The sequence below is a fragment of the Thalassovita autumnalis genome (assembly GCF_001458255.1).
Classification (GTDB): Bacteria; Pseudomonadota; Alphaproteobacteria; order Rhodobacterales; family Rhodobacteraceae; genus Thalassobius; species Thalassobius autumnalis.
This window is the reverse complement of the sequence record NZ_CYSB01000011.1, coordinates 13,810-30,693: the sequence shown is the minus strand read 5'-3', so window position 1 is coordinate 30,693 and position 16,884 is coordinate 13,810. Positions and strand designations below refer to the sequence as shown.

16 protein-coding genes are annotated in these 16,884 nt (G+C 60.6%); 15 read left to right on the top strand and 1 reads right to left on the bottom strand.

What is annotated here, in order from left to right:
- Positions 1-3 precede the first annotated feature (3 nt).
- From fliQ to TL5118_RS04570, 4 genes are read left to right on the top strand one after another with little or no spacing between them, the layout of a single operon-like run.
- A complete protein-coding gene (gene fliQ, locus TL5118_RS04585) occupies positions 4-270 on the top strand; it encodes a flagellar biosynthesis protein FliQ (protein ID WP_058242917.1) in 267 nt (88 codons plus the stop codon).
- On the top strand, positions 271-1,092 hold the full coding sequence (fliR, locus tag TL5118_RS04580) for a flagellar biosynthetic protein FliR (protein WP_058242918.1): 822 nt from the start codon (positions 271-273) through the stop codon (positions 1,090-1,092).
- Positions 1,085-2,239, top strand: coding sequence for a flagellar biosynthesis protein FlhB (gene flhB / locus TL5118_RS04575; protein WP_058242919.1), 1,155 nt, complete (start codon positions 1,085-1,087; stop codon positions 2,237-2,239). The genes fliR and flhB overlap by 8 nt, the downstream gene beginning before the upstream one ends.
- Positions 2,240-2,294: 55 nt before the next feature.
- Complete coding sequence (locus TL5118_RS04570) at positions 2,295-2,522, top strand: hypothetical protein (protein WP_131727403.1); 228 nt, start codon at positions 2,295-2,297, stop codon at positions 2,520-2,522.
- Positions 2,523-2,684: 162 nt separating this feature from the next.
- On the opposite strand, the gene TL5118_RS04565 is transcribed toward TL5118_RS04570, so the two are convergent.
- On the bottom strand, positions 2,685-2,873 hold the full coding sequence (locus TL5118_RS04565) for a hypothetical protein (RefSeq protein WP_058242921.1): 189 nt from the start codon (positions 2,871-2,873) through the stop codon (positions 2,685-2,687).
- 561 nt (positions 2,874-3,434) lie between these two features.
- Here TL5118_RS04565 and nadA point away from each other — a divergent pair.
- From nadA to nirD, 11 genes are all read left to right on the top strand, one after another.
- On the top strand, positions 3,435-4,487 hold the full coding sequence (gene nadA, locus TL5118_RS04560; protein ID WP_058242922.1) for a quinolinate synthase NadA: 1,053 nt from the start codon (positions 3,435-3,437) through the stop codon (positions 4,485-4,487).
- Positions 4,488-4,529: 42 nt separating this feature from the next.
- Complete coding sequence (locus TL5118_RS04555; RefSeq protein WP_242601723.1) at positions 4,530-6,110, top strand: L-aspartate oxidase; 1,581 nt, start codon at positions 4,530-4,532, stop codon at positions 6,108-6,110.
- Complete coding sequence (gene nadC / locus TL5118_RS04550; protein WP_058242923.1) at positions 6,107-6,961, top strand: carboxylating nicotinate-nucleotide diphosphorylase; 855 nt, start codon at positions 6,107-6,109, stop codon at positions 6,959-6,961. The genes TL5118_RS04555 and nadC overlap by 4 nt, the downstream gene beginning before the upstream one ends.
- A 156-nt stretch (positions 6,962-7,117) precedes the next feature.
- Positions 7,118-7,702: an ANTAR domain-containing response regulator gene (locus TL5118_RS04545; protein WP_058242924.1), complete on the top strand. Its 585-nt coding sequence runs from the start codon at positions 7,118-7,120 to the stop codon at positions 7,700-7,702.
- Positions 7,699-8,871 (top strand): CmpA/NrtA family ABC transporter substrate-binding protein, encoded by a 1,173-nt coding sequence (locus TL5118_RS04540; protein WP_058242925.1) that lies wholly within the window; start codon positions 7,699-7,701, stop codon positions 8,869-8,871. Before TL5118_RS04545 ends, TL5118_RS04540 begins: the two co-directional genes overlap by 4 nt.
- A gap of 276 nt (positions 8,872-9,147) precedes the next feature.
- Positions 9,148-10,527 carry a CmpA/NrtA family ABC transporter substrate-binding protein gene (locus tag TL5118_RS04535; protein WP_058242926.1) on the top strand — a complete coding sequence of 460 codons (1,380 nt, stop codon included), beginning with the start codon at positions 9,148-9,150 and terminating at the stop codon, positions 10,525-10,527.
- An 88-nt stretch (positions 10,528-10,615) separates the two neighbouring features.
- Positions 10,616-11,710 carry an ABC transporter permease gene (locus TL5118_RS04530; RefSeq protein ID WP_058242927.1) on the top strand — a complete coding sequence of 365 codons (1,095 nt, stop codon included), beginning with the start codon at positions 10,616-10,618 and terminating at the stop codon, positions 11,708-11,710.
- Between the two features lie 5 nt (positions 11,711-11,715).
- Positions 11,716-13,398, top strand: a complete 1,683-nt coding sequence (locus tag TL5118_RS04525; RefSeq protein WP_058242942.1) for an ABC transporter ATP-binding protein — start codon at positions 11,716-11,718, stop codon at positions 13,396-13,398.
- Positions 13,399-13,474: 76 nt separating this feature from the next.
- Positions 13,475-13,900, top strand: a complete 426-nt coding sequence (locus TL5118_RS04520) for a globin domain-containing protein (RefSeq protein WP_165590016.1) — start codon at positions 13,475-13,477, stop codon at positions 13,898-13,900.
- 42 nt (positions 13,901-13,942) lie between these two features.
- Entirely contained in the window at positions 13,943-16,387 is a 2,445-nt protein-coding gene (gene nirB, locus TL5118_RS04515) for a nitrite reductase large subunit NirB (RefSeq protein WP_058242929.1), read from the top strand.
- Positions 16,384-16,716 (top strand): nitrite reductase small subunit NirD, encoded by a 333-nt coding sequence (gene nirD / locus TL5118_RS04510; RefSeq protein ID WP_058242930.1) that lies wholly within the window; start codon positions 16,384-16,386, stop codon positions 16,714-16,716. The genes nirB and nirD overlap by 4 nt, the downstream gene beginning before the upstream one ends.
- Positions 16,717-16,884: the final 168 nt, after the last annotated feature.

Genomic DNA, 16,884 nt, shown 5'->3' with positions numbered 1-16,884 from the left:
AAGATGGATTTTGACGCCAATATCGAACAGTTGCAGATCGCCTATTGGAAGATCCTGATGACCGCAGGCCCGGTACTGGGCGTGGCCCTTGCTGTGGGTCTGACCGTCGGCATCATTCAGGCCGCCACATCGATCAACGAAGCAACGCTGTCCTTCGTGCCGAAGCTGGCCATCGTTTTGCTGACGATGGGTCTGGCCTCGGGCTTCATGCTGACCACGATGTCGGACTACTTCGTCCACATCTTCGAACTGGTCGCGAGCATGCGCTAGATGCTTGAGGATCTGATCACATACGATTCCGGGGTGCCGGGTCTGGAGCTGGCCAAGCTCATCGACCTGTCCGTCCTGTTCCTGTTTGGAATGCTGCGCGTTGGGGCCTTCTTGATGGCAGCGCCCATCTTTGGTGCGCGGTTCATTCCCCTGCAGGTGCGTATTGTGGCCTCCGTGATCCTCACTATCCCGGTGATCGCCTATGCAGAAATGCCCACGATTGAGGCGCTGACCAGCCCGGCAGGTGTCGGCATGGTAATCGGTGAATTGGCGCTGGGGGCCTCAGCCGGGCTGATCCTGATGATCTTTTTCGCCGCCGCGGTTGTCGCCGGTGACCGGATCGCCACCACGGCCGGTCTGGGCTTTGCCGCGCAGGTTGATCCCACCTCGGGCGCGACGGCGCCGGTTATCTCACAGCTGTTCTCGCTTGGGCTTCTGGTGCTGTTTCTGTCAGTTGACGGGCATCTCACGGTGCTGCGGCTGATCTTTGACAGCTATATCCACATCCCCCCCGGCACTGTTTTTGACTTCTCCGGCATTGCCCAGGCGGGCATCGCTGCGGGCGGTGAGATGTTTGCCCATGCGGCGCGTCTGATGATGCCGGTGGTTTCGGTTCTGTTGCTGGTCAACATGGGCATCGGTGTGATGACCCGTTCGGCCCCGCAATTGAATATTTTCTCTTTTGGTTTCCCGCTGACCCTCTCGGTCACCATGGTGCTGCTCTACCTGGGGGCACCGGTGCTGGGTCTGGCGATGGACAAGCTGATCGACGCTGCAATCCAAGCGTTGACGCTGATGATGACAGGAGCGGCAAATGGCTGAAGGCGGCGCTGGCGACAGTCAGGAAAAAACAGAGGAGCCAACTCCGAAGAAGAAACAGGACGCGCGACAGGAAGGCAAAGTTGTCACCTCCAAGGAGATGTTCGTTTTCGCCTCGATGCTGAGTGCGATGGTGATCCTGATGGCCGGCAGTTTTGCCGGCAAGGCGCTGGCGCGGGATTTCGCCAGCTTTTTCCGCTTTGGTGGCGCTGAAAACTTCGACAGCCTGATCCTGACCCGCCTCGAAGACTCGCTCTATCATGTTCTGGTGATCGGCATGGTGCTGGGTGTGCCGATGCTGATCGCAACCGTGGCCATGCAGGCCGCGATGGGCGGCGGCATCCTGTTTGCCACCACCAATATGAAGCCCAAGTTTTCCAAGCTGAACATCCTGTCCGGCATCAAACGCATGGTTTCGGCCAAGGCAGCGATTGAGCTGCTGAAGGCTGTGATGAAGGTCACCATGCTCAGCGTTGCCGCTGGTGTGGTGCTGTGGCAGTGGCTGCCAACCCTGTCCTCCACCGCCTTTATGGGGGTGGGCGAACAGTTCTCCATGCTGTCCTCGGTCTCCTATCAGGTGCTGATGGCGCTGGTTCTGGCACTGGCCATCATCGGTGCGGTGGATCTGATCTGGCAGATCTATTCGATGAACAAGCAGCTGAAGATGTCCAAGCAGGAAATCAAAGAGGAAAGCAAACAGACCCAGGGTTCGCCTGAGGTCAAAGGTGCAATCCGCCGCAAACAGATGGAGGCCGCCCAGAACGGCGCCGCTCGCCGTGCGGCACTGGATGACGTGAAAGATGCCACCGCGATCATCACCAACCCGAAACACTTCTCGGTCGCGCTGCGCTATGTGCCGGGTGAAGATGATGCGCCCACCGTGCTGGCGCTGGGTGAAGGGGCGATGGCCTTCCAGATCCGTGAGCTGGCCAAAGAACATGACGTCACCATCCTGCCGGTGCCGCCGTTGGCCCGTGCGCTCTACTTCACCTCGAAAATCGGCGGTGAGATCCACCCGGGCCTTTATGCAGCGGTGGCGACCATTCTGGCCCATGTTTACCACCTGGATCAGGAACCCGATGCAGAACTGCCTGAGGTCGAGCTGACCAAAGAGTTCCAGTTCAACGAACATGGCAAGAATGCTGCATAACGAATGACACCTGCGGGCCCCATCGGCCCGCCCCCGCCAAGGAATGGAGACACAGATGATGATGCAACGACGCGAAAAAGGCGCCTATGGCCAGATGATCTCAACCCTGTGTTTTGCCGGGGTTGGCCTGTTCCTGCTGGGGGAGGTCATGGTGACAGAGGGTGATCCGCTGCGTTCGCTGGTGATGTCGTTCTGTGCGCTGCTGTCGCTGGCGGGCGCCTTGCGGTTTCAGATCGCCAAACTGGCTGACGCCCTGCCCCGCTGGCTGGGCCGCTCTGACTAACCTTCAGCCCAGGTCATCCCCCAAAGCCACCCGCCAAAAGCAAAACCGGGCGGTCCCGAGGGACCACCCGTTTCTCTTGGAGAGAGAGATTGCGCTGCGGAGATGGGGTGTTTGGGGACGGGGATCCATCCCCGCAGACTTGGTGAAACTGGGGATGTGACCTTAGATAATCGTCTTGGTCACGGTCGGGATGAACCAGAGCCAGAACATCGTGCCGCTGGCGATATAGGGCACCAGCCACCAACCACCCATCATAGGCTTGTCCGACTTTTCTTTGTTCATCGCAGCAGGTGCAGGGAAAGATACCGGTGTTGCATCTACCAGGGCGGCGGGCTGAAACTGGAACGACATGGGGACCTTCCTTTCGGTATCTCGTTTGCGGTTGCGATCTGACGCTGTCTTGGCGTCTGACCTCATGATTGCCCAAGGTCCGTTGGGATTGCTACGTCGCATAGGAAGAGGCCCCTGAAGAATAGGTTTGGGGTACGCCTACAAAAGTATGTAGGCGCGTAGTTTAATGTCGGTAAAATCCGGTCGTTCTCAGCCAAATTGATGCAAATTCCGGGCCAATCTGCCGCGTGAAAACAGGAATTTCGCAGTTTTCTCGCCAATTCCTCACATTTTTTGCGATCCGCCGTTTTAGGAGATTCGCCTGAGCTTTTGGCCCAGAAATCACCGGCTCACCGCTTTGCGTGGGCCCGAAACGACACACGCAAAAATCGTAATTTCCACCCCTGAAAAAACCCAGGGCGCAGAACCCCGCGGTTCCTATGGCGTCGCCCTGTGCCGTTTCGGAAATCTCGTGCCGGGAATTGATACACTTTCGCGACGGAAAGCCGCGTTTCGCGACTGGCCAACACCGTAGTTTCCCCGTATAGCAGCGCCCCAAGCAACTGACCGGAGGATCCTTGCTTGCTCGACCTTAGTACGCTGCGCAGCGACCTTGCCGACCATTACGATCTGGCGCCCAACCCGCGGCTGGCCGACAGCATGTCGGACATCTACGCCCGTATGGACCGGGTGGTATCACCGCCCGAATGGGTCACCTATGCGCCCTATGTCAAAGCCATCAATGACCTGAAGGCCCAGCGCAACGCCGCCATTCTGGCCCACAACTACATGACGCCGGATATCTACCACGGGGTTTCTGACGTTGTCGGTGACAGTCTGCAGCTGGCGATTGAGGCCACGCGGGTTGAGGCAGACGTGATCGTTCAGGCCGGCGTGCACTTCATGGCCGAGACCTCCAAGATCCTGAACCCCGCCAAAACCGTTCTGATGCCGGATATGGAGGCGGGCTGCTCGCTGGCCTCCTCGATCACCCCGGCGGGTATCGCAGAGATGCGGGCGAAATACCCCGGCGCGCCGGTGGTCACTTATGTGAACACCACTGCTGAGGTCAAAGCCGCCTCTGACATTTGTTGCACCTCCTCCAACGCGGCGCAGATCGTCGCCGCGCAGGAAAGCGACACTGTCATCATGACGCCGGATCAGTATCTGGCGCAGAACGTTGCCAAACAGGTGCCCGGCAAACGCATCGTCTGGTGGGAAGGCTCCTGCATTGTGCACGAACGCTACACCGCGCAGGATCTGAAAGATTTCCGCGAATGGAACCCCGGCACCCGCATCATTGCGCACCCGGAATGCCCGCCTGATGTGGTGAATGAGGCTGATTTCTCCGGCTCCACCGCTGGCATCATTGCCTATGTGGAAAATGAACGCCCCGAAAAAGCAATGCTGGTCACCGAATGCTCCATGGCCTCCAACATCTCGGACGCCTTGCCGGATGTGGATTTTGTCGGCCCCTGCAACATGTGCCCCTTCATGAAGAAGATCTCGCTCGAGAAGATCCTTTATTCCCTGCACACAATGTCGACCCCGGTAGAGGTTGACCCCACCGTGGCCGAAGGCGCCCGGCTGGCGGTTGAGCGCATGATCGATGTCAGCCGGAAATTGGGTCTCTGATCTGAGCTGAACCGTCTGGGCATCACCTGTGGGAGGGGCGTCATGACAGAAGATGTGCAAGAGGTTGAGACCAATCGCATCGTGATTGTCGGTGCGGGGCTGGCCGCGCTTTATGCGGCGCTGAACCTTGCGCCCCATCCGGTTTTGATGATCTCGCCCGACCCTTTGGGCGAAGGGGCTTCTTCCGCATGGGCACAGGGCGGTGTGGCGGCGGCGATGGGGGATCCCGACAGCCCCGACAGCCACTCCAAAGACACGCTGGCCGCAGGGGCCGGCACCGTTGATCCCGCCGTCGCCCAGCGGGTGACGCAGGAGGCGCGCGATCACATTCTGGATCTCACCCGGCGTGGCGCGCCTTTTGATCGCGACAGTGAGGGCGGCTATGTGCTGTCACGCGAAGCGGCCCACAGCTACGCCCGTGTGGTGCGGGTCAAAGGCGACCAGGCTGGCGCCGAAATCATGCGCGCGCTGATCGCGGAAGTGATGGCGACCCCGTCAATCCAGGTGCTGGAAGGTGTGATGGCCGCAGGGCTGGAGACCGAAGATGGCACCGTTCAGGGCGTTTGGGTCGAACCCTCAGACATGGACCACCGCGCCGCGCCGCTGCTGATTAAGGCACCTGCGGTGCTGCTGGCCGGTGGTGGCTCAGGCGGTCTCTATAAGCTGACAACCAATCCGCCCCGGATCCGGGGCCAGGTGATTGGCATGGCGGCGCGGGCCGGGGCGCAAATCGCCGACGCCGAATTTGTGCAATTTCACCCCACTGCCATCGATATGGGCGAAGATCCCGCACCCTTGGCCACCGAGGCCCTGCGCGGCGAAGGCGCGATCCTTGTGAACAAGGACGGCGAACGCTTCATGCAGGCGGTCCATCCTGATGGCGAACTGGCCCCGCGTGACGTGGTCGCCCGCGCCATCTATGCCCAAACGCAGGCCGGCAAGCGCCCGGCGCTCGACACCCGCGCCGCGCTGGGGGATGCGGTCACCCGCCAGTTCCCTGCCGTGGCCGCGGCCTGTGCGCGGGGCGGCATTGATCCGGTCAAGGGCACCATCCCCGTGGCCGCCGCAGCGCATTACCACATGGGCGGCATCGCCACCGATCTGCAGGGCCGCGCCACGCTTGGCCAGCTTTGGGTCTGTGGGGAAGCTTCCTCAACCGGGTTGCATGGCGCGAACCGCCTGGCCTCCAACGGTTTGCTGGAAGCACTGGTTTTCGCCCGCATCTGCGCCCGCGATATAGCGGCGACCACTGCACCCGATCCCGCTGAGGAGGTCACCCTCACCTTCCGCCCCGGTGGTCAGGCCCCAGATCCCCAAGCGGTTGAGCAGCTGCGCCAGATCATGACCGATCACGTTGGCGTGTTGCGCGACGCAACCGGTTTGCAGACCGCCCTGCGCCAGATCAACCTGTTGGAGGGAGCGCAGCCAGACTGCCCCGCCTTCCGCAACATGACCGCCACCGCCACGCTGATCACCGCTGCGGCGCTCTTGCGTGAAGAAAGCCGCGGCGCCCATTGCCGCCTTGATTTTCCCGAAACCAACGGCAAGGTCGGCACACGCAGCCTGATGACCCTGGACGCCGCCCTGCGCCTGCGCGCCGAAATCGTGAGTGAACCGACATGAGCCAAAGCTACGCCACCCTGCCCGACCTGATTTTGGAACCGCTAGTGAAATCCGCGCTGATGGAGGATCTGGGCACCTATGGTGACATCACCACCCGCGCAGTGATCCCCGCCGATGTCACCTATACCGCGCGGCTGAACGCCCGCGCCGATGGCGTGGCCTCAGGCCTGCAGGTGGCGGCAATTGCCTTCCGTCTGGTGGATCCCACGTTGCAGATCCGCATGTTGAAACGGGATGGTGAGCGGATCAGTAAAGGTGACACGCTGATGGAGATTGACGGCGCAGCCGCCTCAATCCTATCCGGTGAACGGGTAGCGCTGAACTTTGCCGGGCGTCTGACCGGTATTGCGACCCTGACCGCCGCCTTTGTGGCGGAAACCGCTGGCACCCAGACCCGCGTCACCTGCACCCGCAAAACCACCCCCGGTTTGCGCATCGTCGAAAAACAGGCGGTGCTGCATGGCGGTGGGTTCAACCACCGTTTCAGCCTGTCCGATGCCATCCTGATCAAGGACAACCATATCGCCGCAGCCGGCGGCGTGCGCGCCGTGTTGGAGGCCACCAAAGCCCACGCCAGCCATATGATGCGGGTGGAGATTGAGGTCGACACGCTGACCCAGCTTGATGAAGTACTGCGCACCGGTGGCGCCGATGTGGTGCTCTTGGACAATATGGACACCCCCACCCTGCAAGAGGCGGTGAAGCTGACAGCAGGCCGGATGGTGCTGGAGGCCTCCGGCAACATGAAGCTGGAGCGGATTGCCGAGGTTGCCGCGACCGGTGTTGATTACATCTCCTCCGGGGCGCTGACCCATTCGGCGCAGACTTTGGATCTGGGGCTGGATTTCTGAGCGCACCTGAATTTGTCTGATTTACGGGCAGTCGCCCAAAATTCGGGCAGACTCTCGTTAGCCCAGTAGTTTCCGCAATGACGCCCCGCGCGCGTCATTGCCCTTCATCGCTGCAACGCAGAAAATCCGAGGGACCAGCCACGGATTTTCCCTGCCATGCCCAAGAACCTCACCATCATCATCGTCGAAAAGGACCGCGACCGCGCGCTCCAGATCGTCGATGGGCTGAACGCCTCTGGCGATCATGCCATCACCGTCCTGTCCGAAGAAAGCGGGCTGGCCCGCCGGATTGCGGCGCTGGACCCGGATGTGGTGCTGATCGATATGGCCAGCCCGTCGCGCGACGCGTTGGAAGAACTGGCGCTGGCCTCCGGTCCGATGGATCGCCCCGTGGCGATGTTTGTTGACCACTCAGACGGGGCGTTGACCAAAGCCGCGATTGAGGCGGGCGTGTCCGCCTATGTGGTGAACGGGTTGCAGCAGGAACGGCTGACCCCAATCCTAGATGCGGCAATCACCCGGTTTCACATGGTCAGCCGCATGCGCAGTGAACTGGCCGCCACCCGCCGTGCCTTGGAGGAACGCAAAACCATCGACCGCGCCAAGGGCATTTTGATGAAAGCGCGTGGCGTCAGTGAAGATGAGGCCTATGCGCTGTTGCGCAAGGCCGCGATGGATCAGGGCCGCAAACTGGCCGAGGTGGCCGAAGCGTTGGTCAGCACCGCGGGGCTCTTGTCATGACCTATACCCTGCCCACTGGATACATCCCACTGACCGATGCCGCGCCGCTGATCATTGCCCGTTCCCTTGGGTTTGATGAGGAGGAAGGCCTGCATCTGGAGCTGCACCGCGCGCCCAGCTGGGCAACCCTGCGTGACTATCTGGCCATGGGCCGGGTGGAGGCCGCGCATCTGCTGGCGCCCCTGCCCATTGCTGCGGCGCTGGGGCTTGGCGGGGCGGCGCAACCGCTTGAGGTGCTTTCAGTCCTGTCGCTGAATGGCACCGTCATTGGGGTCAGCCCCGGACTGGCGCATTTGATGCGGGGCAACGGCTACCGCTTTGATTTTGCTGACGCGCGTGCCGCTGGCGAGGCGCTGTTTGCACTGGATCAGCCGCTGCGGGTCGGGGTGCCTTTCCCCTTCTCAATGCATGCCGAACTGCTGTTTTACTGGCTGGACGCGCTTGGCCTGCCCGCTGACCGACGCCCCACCATTCACACAGTGCCGCCCCCCCTGATGGCGGAGGCCATGGCAAAGGGTGAGATTGATGCCTTCTGCGTTGGCGAACCCTGGGGAACAATTTCGGTTGAAAACGGTGTGGGTGAACTGCTGCTGCCCGGTCAGGCCATCTGGCAGAGCGCACCCGAGAAGGTGCTGGCCACCCGCCACGGCTGGGCCGACCGACATCCTGATCTGGCCGGGCGCCTGATCCGCTGCCTATGGCGCGCGGGTCGCTGGTTGGGGGATGCCCAGAACATGACGACCTGCGCAGAAATCCTGTCACGGCCGGAACACCTTGGGGTGTCGCCCGATCTGATTGACCGGGCGCTGTCGGGGCGTCTGGTCGTTTCACCCCGCGGTGAGATCCGGCAGGCGGACCGGTTTGTAGCCTTCTTCGATGGCGCGGCCACCTTCCCCTGGCAATCTCAGGCGGCCTGGATCGGGGTGCAACTGGCGCGCCGGCATGGCCGCGATCCGGTGAAATCCGCGCAAGCTGCACAGGCAGTGTTCCGGGCCGATCTGCATCGCCATCATTTGTCCCAGGTGACCCGCAGCCTGCCCGGTGCCTCGGCCAAGGTTGAGGGTGCGCTGAGCCACGCCAGCGCATTGGGATCGGAAAACGGGCGGCTGATTCTGCCCCCTGATTCCTTCTTCGATGGCCGCATTTTTGATCCTGAGCGGGTTACGTGATGAAAAATCAGGCAACCCGTCGCCTTCCTTGCGGCAACGCAGAAAAAATCACTCAAATCGATTGCCGCAGTGCCGCGAAAGCCACAGGATGGCAGGCAACCGGAACAATGGCGTTCCGCTAGATGGCGCTACCCTTCCTCCTCCCGATGGGGGTGGCGACTGCCAGGAGCAAAGCCGCTCGTTCTCTCTGTCCAACCTCCCAAGGACAGAGCAGACGAGCGGCTTTTTTCGTTTTGCCTCAGCCCTTTCTGGGCGGGCACCAACAGAGGACTTGATATGAAACGCACGCATTTGAAGATCGCTAGCCTGTTGGCTGCAAGTACCCTGCTGACCACCCCGGCGCTGGCTGAATTGCTGGATGTTGAAAAGGATGAGCTGAAGTTCGGTTTCATCAAACTGACCGACATGGCGCCTTTGGCGGTGGCCTATGAAAAGGGTTACTTCGAAGACGAAGGCCTGTTTGTCACGCTGGAAGCTCAGGCCAACTGGAAGGTGCTGCTGGACGGTGTGATCTCGGGCACTTTGGACGGCGCACATATGCTGGCGGGTCAACCGCTGGCCGCCACCATTGGCTACGGCACCGAAGCACATATCATCACCCCCTTCTCGATGGATCTGAACGGCAACGGCATCACCGTCTCGAATGAGATCTGGGCCGAGATGAAACAGCACATCCCCCATGATGATGCGGGCAAACCGATCCACCCGATTTCTGCCTCCGCGCTGAAACCGGTGGTCGAGGCCTATGCCGATGAAGGCAAGCCGTTCAACATGGGCATGGTCTTCCCTGTGTCGACCCACAACTACGAACTGCGCTACTGGTTGGCTGCTGGCGGGCTGGAGCCGGGTTTCTATTCTCCGGAGGACGTAAGCGGCCAGATCGGCGCAGATGTTCTTCTGTCCGTGACCCCACCGCCGCAGATGCCTGCGACGATGGAGGCTGGCACGATTTATGGCTACTGCGTGGGGGAACCGTGGAACCAGCAGGCAGTGTTCAAAGGCATCGGCGTGCCGGTCATCACCGATTATGAGCTGTGGAAGAACAACCCTGAAAAGGTCTTTGGCCTCAGCGCGGAGTTCCAGCAGGAAAACCCGCAGACCACGCTGGCCATCACCAAGGCCCTGATCCGCGCCGCCATGTGGCTGGATGAAAATGACAACGCCAACCGCCCCGAAGCGGTCGAAATCCTCAGCCGTTCGGAATACGTGGGGGCGGATTATGACGTGATCGCCAACTCAATGACCGGCACCTTTGAATATGAAAAGGGTGACAAACGTGAGGTGCCCGATTTCAACGTCTTCTTCCGCTACAACGCCACCTACCCCTATTATTCGGACGCTGTCTGGTACCTGACCCAGATGCGCCGCTGGGGCCAGATCGCCGAACAGAAACCGGACAGCTGGTATGATGAGGTCGCCAAATCGGTCTACAAGCCCGAGATCTATTTGGAAGCAGCCAAAATGCTGGTCGACGAAGGTCTAGCCGATGCCGCTGACTTCCCGTTTGACAGCGACGGTTACAAAGCCCCCACACCAGCGGGCGACATCATTGACGGCATCGCCTACGACGGCCGCACGCCCAACGCCTATATCGACAGCCTGCCGATCGGCCTGAAAGGCGCGCAGAAGGTCGTGGGCAGCGACGTCCAGGGTTAACCACCCCGCCACTTCGGGCGCGGGGTTCGATCCCGCGCCCGCTTTTCCAAATCATTCGACTTGACCGTTCCAGCCAGGATCTCTCGCCATGACTGCCATCGACCCGCAATCTCTCTCTGACGCGGAGAAAACCGCCCGGAAAGACGCCCGACAGGCCCGTATCTTCACCCGCATCAACCGTTTGGACGGCTGGTTTCAGGTGCTGGGGCTCGCTTGGCTGACCCCGATCCTGAAAGCTGCTGCTGGTGACAACCCACGCGCCCAGATGAAAGAGGTATGGCAGCTGCTTGGGGTGCCGCTGATCGCGATTTTTGCCTTCCTGATCGCCTGGGGCACATTGGCGCCGAAGGTGCAGACCTCACTTGGCGCCATTCCCGGTCCGGTGCAGGTCTGGGAACAGGTCGGCAATCTGCATGACGATCATCTGCGCGAACAGGACAAGGCCGCGGCCTTCTACCAGCGTCAGGATGAACGCAATGCCAAGCTGATTGCGGCGGGCAAAGCCGACAAGGTGAAAAACCGCAGCTACACCGGCAAACCAACCTATTACCAGCAAATCTGGACCTCGATCAAAACCGTCTTCTTCGGCTTCCTGATCGCCACTGTTGTGGCGGTGCCCGTGGGTATCGCGGCGGGTCTGTCAAAAACCGCTAACGCCGCCGTGAACCCGCTGGTGCAGATCTTCAAGCCGGTCTCGCCCCTCGCCTGGTTGCCGATCGTGACCATGGTGGTGTCCGCCGTCTACACCTCCAATGACGGCATGTTTTCCAAGTCCTTCCTGATTTCGGCCATCACAGTGACGCTCTGTTCGCTGTGGCCGACGCTGATCAACACCGCGCTGGGGGTGTCCAGCATCGACAAGGACCTCGTCTCGGTCTCCAAAGTGCTGAAAATGAACACCTATACCAAGATCACCAAGCTGGTGCTGCCTTCGGCCCTGCCACTGATCTTCACCGGTTTGCGCCTCAGCCTGGGGGTTGGCTGGATGGTGCTGATCGCCGCCGAAATGCTGGCGCAGAACCCCGGCCTTGGCAAATTTGTCTGGGATGAGTTCCAGAACGGCTCCAGCCAATCGCTCGCCAAGATCATGGTTGCGGTCTTTACCATCGGCATCATCGGCTTCCTGCTGGATCGTGTGATGTATGCGCTGCAGTCCCTGTTCACCTTCACGAACAACCGGTGATCGATATGTCTATGATTTCCTTTAAGAACCTCTGCAAAAGCTACGGTGAAGGCCAGCATCGACAGGAGGTGTTGAAAGACATCAACCTGGAGGTGGAGGAAGGCGAATTTCTGGTCCTCCTCGGCTTCTCCGGCTCGGGCAAGACCACGCTGATCAACATGATGGCCGGTCTGGATCAGCCCACCAGCGGTCAGATCACCTTCAAAGGTGAACCGATCAAAGGCCCCGGTCCCGAACGTGGTGTGATCTTCCAAAGCTATTCGCTGATGCCCTGGCTGACGGTCGCGGGCAATGTGGGGCTGGCGGTGGACACGATCTTCCCCGGTCTTAGCAAAAAGGACCGCGCCGCAAAGGTCGCGCATTACGTCAAGATGGTGGGCCTCAGCCACGCCATGACACGGCGCCCGGCGGAACTGTCGGGGGGGATGCGGCAGCGGGTGAATGTGGCCCGTGCGCTGGCGATGAACCCTGAGGTTCTGCTGCTGGATGAGCCGCTGTCAGCCCTTGATGCGCTGACCCGCGCCAATCTGGCCGATGAGATCCTTGAGATCTGGGAAGATGACAAAAAGACCTGTGTGCTGATCACCAATGACGTGGATGAAGCCATCATCATGGCTGATCGCATCATACCGCTCAATCCCGACGGCACCCTGGGAGCCCCTTTCAAAGTCTCGATCCCACGTCCGCGGGATCGGATGGCGATGAACCACCATGACGGCTTCAAGAAGCTGCGCGGTGACATCACCAAATACCTGATGGATGTGGGGATCGAAGCCAAGGCCGAGGCCACCCGCACCCTGCCGAAGGTCGAACCAATTCACGGTGTGCCTGTGGCGGTTGCCGACGCTCAGAAAGGTATGATCGACAATAACTTCCTCGATTTTTCGCAGCTGCATAAGATCTACCCGACGCCCAAAGGTCCGCTGACGGTGGTTGAGGATTTTAACCTCAAACTGAACCGGGGCGAGTTCATCTCACTCATCGGGCATTCAGGCTGTGGCAAATCCACCGTGCTGACCATGGCGGCGGGTCTGAATGAGATCAGCAAAGGCGGTATTCGCCTGGATGGTCGCCACGTCGAAGGCGCCGATCCCGAACGCGCGGTGGTGTTCCAATCGCCCAACCTCTTCCCCTGGCTGACGGCGCGCGAAAACTGCGCCATCGGGGTGGACAAGGTCTATCCCAAGGCGTCGCAGGCCGAACGGCAGGATGTGGTGGAATACTACCTGGAACGGGTGGGCCTGGCCGATGCGATGGACCGCCCAGCGCAGTCGATGTCAAACGGCATGCAACAGCGCGTCGGCATCGCCCGCGCCTTTGCCCTATCGCCGAAACTGCTGCTCTTGGATGAACCTTTCGGCATGCTCGACAGCCTCACCCGCTGGGAACTGCAAGAGGTGCTGATGGAGGTCTGGGACCGCACCAAAGTGACCGCGATCTGTGTCACCCATGATGTGGATGAGGCGATCCTGCTGGCGGACCGCGTGGTGATGATGACCAACGGACCGCAGGCCACGGTTGGTAAAATTGTCGACGTTAATCTGCCCCGCCCGCGCAGTCGCAAAGCGCTGCTGGATCACCCGGACTACTACACGTTCCGCCAAGAGGTTCTTGATTTCCTTGAGGAATACGAACACGGCGCCAAACCAAAAACGCCGAAAAACGGCAAAAACCCCATCGCGGCGTGAGGGAAAATGATGCCAGCGTTTAGAGAATTGCAAGCAAACCACCCTACCGTCTTTGCACCAAAGATGGAGAATGCGGATGGACTTCCTCAGCAAAAGCGACATCGCAGAGGTGCAGGCGTCGTATCAGGACCTTGGCCCCAGCAAGGGCTATCTGACAAATGTGTTTTATCGGCGTCTGTTCGCCATCGCGCCACAGGCCCGGCCCCTCTTCCCCGAGGATATGAGCGAACAGATGAGCAAGCTGGAAAGCATGCTCGACTTTCTGGTCAACAACCTGCACCAGCCCATGTTCCTGACCGGCAAGATCAAGCGGCTGGCGCGGCGGCACGTCACCTACGGGGCGGAGCCTGCGCATTACGACCTGGTCGGCGAAGCGCTGATTTACGCGCTGGACGAATTGACCCCCGGGGGCCTCTCAGACGAGCGCAAGCTGCTTTGGGGACAGGTCTATGGATTTGTCTCAACCACAATGATCGACGCCGCCTATTCCAAGGCGTCCTAGGGGCAGCACTCCCTGCCCATGACTTCGGGCAAGGAGGCTCCCATGTCTAAGAAACTGGTTGTGATCGGGGCTGGCATGGCCTCGGGCCGGGCGTTGGAACACCTGCTGGAGGCAGATCCGAACGCCTATGACATCACGCTGTTCAACGCAGAACCCCGCGGCAACTATAACCGCCTGATGCTGTCCCCCGTCCTGTCGGGTGAAAAAACCTATCAGGACATCGTCACCCATGACGCGGATTGGTACGCTGACAACAACATCACCTGCCGTTTTGGCGAAAAGGTCCTGCGCATTGACCGCGACCGCAAGGTGGTTATCGGCGAAAATGGCGAAGTGCCTTATGACAAACTGGTGCTGGGGATGGGGTCCAACCCCTTCATGATCCCGCTGCCCGGCCATGATCTGGAGGGCGTGATCCCCTACCGCGATCTGGAAGACACCGAGTGCATGATGGCGCTTGGCGCCAAACCCGGTGCCAAAGCGGTGGTGATCGGTGGCGGCCTCTTGGGGCTTGAGGCCGCTGCAGGCATGGCCGCGCAGGGTGTTGATGTGACCGTGGTCCATATCATGGGCCACCTGATGGAACGCCAGCTGGACCCGGCGGCGGGCTACCTCTTGCGCAAGGCGCTGGTCGACAAAGGCATCACCGTGATGTGCAACGCCAACTCCAAGGAAATCCTGGGGGCGGATGGCAAGGTCCGGGCCCTGCTGCTGGATGACGGCACCGAACTGCCCTGTGATCTGCTCTGCATGGCCGTTGGCATCCGCCCTGCCACCCAACTGGGGGCCGAGGCCGGTCTGGCCGTCGGCAAAGGCATCCATGTGGATGACCAGATGATCACCTCTGATGCAGATATTCTGGCGCTCGGGGAATGTGTTGAACACAACGGCGCAATCTTTGGTCTGGTGGCGCCGCTTTATGATCAGGCCAAGGTTCTGGCGAAGACCCTGTTGGGGGAAAAAGACACCTTTGTGAACAAGGAGGTCTCCACCAAATTGAAGGTCACGGGTTGCGATCTGTTCAGCGCCGGCGATTTTGCAGAAGGCGACGACCGCGAAGACATCGTGTTCCGCGACCCAGCCCGCGGCGTCTACAAACGCTTGATCCTGAAAGAAAACCGGATCATCGGCGCGGTGATGTACGGCGACACCGCGGATGGCGCCTGGTTCTACGGCATGATCAAGGACGGCACCGATGTGTCCGACATGCGGGACACGCTGATCTTTGGGCCCGCCTACCAAGGGGGGGCAGCGCTGGACCCTATGGCGGCCGTTGCAGCCTTGCCGGATGATGCAGAAATCTGCGGCTGCAACGGCGTTTCCAAACTCGACATCGTGACGGCCATTCAGGCCGGCGCCACCACCCTGGGCGACATTCGCGCCACCACCAAAGCCTCGGCCTCCTGCGGGACCTGCACCGGGTTGGTGGAACAGCTGATGGGCGCGACTCTGGGGGATGACTTTGTCATTCCCACCGATCAGGCCATCTGCGGCTGCACCGATCTGACCCATGAGGCGCTGCGCCGGCTGATCAAATCGCAAGGGCTGAAAAGCCAGGAGGCGGTCTGGCAGGAATTGGGCTGGAAAACGCGCAACGGATGCCACACCTGCCGCCCGGCGGTGAACTATTACCTGCTGGCGGATTGGCCGCTGGACTATGCCGATGACCCGCAGTCGCGCTTCGTCAATGAACGCCGCCACGCCAACATTCAAAAAGATGGCACATATTCGGTGGTGCCACGGATGTGGGGCGGGTTGACCACCCCGGATGAGCTGCGCGCCATCGCCGATGCGGCAGATAAGTACAACGTGCCGACGGTCAAGGTGACCGGCGGCCAGCGGATCGACCTCTTAGGCGTCAAACGCGAAGATCTGCCCGCCATGTGGTTTGATCTGAACCAGGCCGGGTTGGTCTCGGGCCACGCCTATTCCAAAGGGCTGCGCACGGTGAAAACCTGTGTTGGCACAGACCATTGCCGCTTTGGCACCCAGGATTCCACCGGCCTTGGGGTGAAACTGGAAAAGCACCTCTGGGGGTCCTGGACGCCACACAAACTCAAACTTGCGGTCTCGGGCTGCCCGAGGAACTGCGCCGAGGCAACCTGCAAGGATATCGGCGTGATCTGCGTGGATTCAGGCTATGAAATCTCCGTCGCAGGCGCTGCCGGTATGGAGGTTAAAGAGACCGAGTTGCTGTGCAAAGTCCCGGATGAAGCTGAAGCGATCGAGGTCATCTCGGCCTTTACCCAGCTTTACCGCGAAAACGGCAAGTATCTGGACCGGGTCTATAAATGGGTCGCCAAAGTGGGGCTCGAATGGTGCAAGGAACAGGTGGTTGACGATCTGGACAATCGCCGTGCCCTTGCCGAGCGGTTTGACGTGTCACAATCGGTCTATCGCACTGACCCTTGGGCCGAACAGGCACAACCCGAACCCGCCAAACAATTCACCCCAATCGCTGATCTGACCCTGGAGGCTGCGGAATGAGCTGGCTTGATATCGGACCTGTCGACCAAATCCCACTGCGCGGCGCCCGTGTGGTGAAAACCCGCCTTGGCTGCGTGGCCCTGTTCCGCACCGGCGAGGATGAGGTCTTTGCAACCTCTGACCGCTGCCCGCACAAAGGTGGTCCGCTGTCTGAGGGCATCGTCCATGGCCGCGCCGTGACCTGCCCGTTGCACAATTGGGTCTTTAGCCTTGAAACTGGCGAAGCCCAAGGCGCGGATGAGGGCGCGATTGACACCTATCCGGTGCGGGTTGAACAGGGCAACATCCTGTTGGACGTCAGCCGTTTGCAGGGGGCAGCTGCGGCGTGATGCCGTGTCATTTGACCGCAAACCATCCGGTCAGCTCTGCAAAACGCCGCCCAAATCACTCAATCCGCCATCGCCGCGAAGGGCATGCTCGCGGCGCGCGCCGCCAACTCCTGTGATCGCCATCTTGCTGGTGTTCGATCCCTCCTTTTCTTCGCCTCCATTCTGAAC

Coding starts and splice junctions, on each gene's coding strand:
- fliQ (WP_058242917.1), top strand. CDS start 4: ATGGATTTTGACGCCAATATCGAACAGTTGCAGATCGCCTATTGGAAG.
- fliR (WP_058242918.1), top strand. CDS start 271: ATGCTTGAGGATCTGATCACATACGATTCCGGGGTGCCGGGTCTGGAG.
- flhB (WP_058242919.1), top strand. CDS start 1,085: ATGGCTGAAGGCGGCGCTGGCGACAGTCAGGAAAAAACAGAGGAGCCA.
- TL5118_RS04570 (WP_131727403.1), top strand. CDS start 2,295: ATGATGATGCAACGACGCGAAAAAGGCGCCTATGGCCAGATGATCTCA.
- TL5118_RS04565 (WP_058242921.1), bottom strand. CDS start 2,873: ATGTCGTTCCAGTTTCAGCCCGCCGCCCTGGTAGATGCAACACCGGTA.
- TL5118_RS04555 (WP_242601723.1), top strand. CDS start 4,530: ATGACAGAAGATGTGCAAGAGGTTGAGACCAATCGCATCGTGATTGTC.
- nadC (WP_058242923.1), top strand. CDS start 6,107: ATGAGCCAAAGCTACGCCACCCTGCCCGACCTGATTTTGGAACCGCTA.
- TL5118_RS04545 (WP_058242924.1), top strand. CDS start 7,118: ATGCCCAAGAACCTCACCATCATCATCGTCGAAAAGGACCGCGACCGC.
- TL5118_RS04540 (WP_058242925.1), top strand. CDS start 7,699: ATGACCTATACCCTGCCCACTGGATACATCCCACTGACCGATGCCGCG.
- TL5118_RS04535 (WP_058242926.1), top strand. CDS start 9,148: ATGAAACGCACGCATTTGAAGATCGCTAGCCTGTTGGCTGCAAGTACC.
- TL5118_RS04530 (WP_058242927.1), top strand. CDS start 10,616: ATGACTGCCATCGACCCGCAATCTCTCTCTGACGCGGAGAAAACCGCC.
- TL5118_RS04525 (WP_058242942.1), top strand. CDS start 11,716: ATGTCTATGATTTCCTTTAAGAACCTCTGCAAAAGCTACGGTGAAGGC.
- TL5118_RS04520 (WP_165590016.1), top strand. CDS start 13,475: ATGGACTTCCTCAGCAAAAGCGACATCGCAGAGGTGCAGGCGTCGTAT.
- nirB (WP_058242929.1), top strand. CDS start 13,943: ATGTCTAAGAAACTGGTTGTGATCGGGGCTGGCATGGCCTCGGGCCGG.
- nirD (WP_058242930.1), top strand. CDS start 16,384: ATGAGCTGGCTTGATATCGGACCTGTCGACCAAATCCCACTGCGCGGC.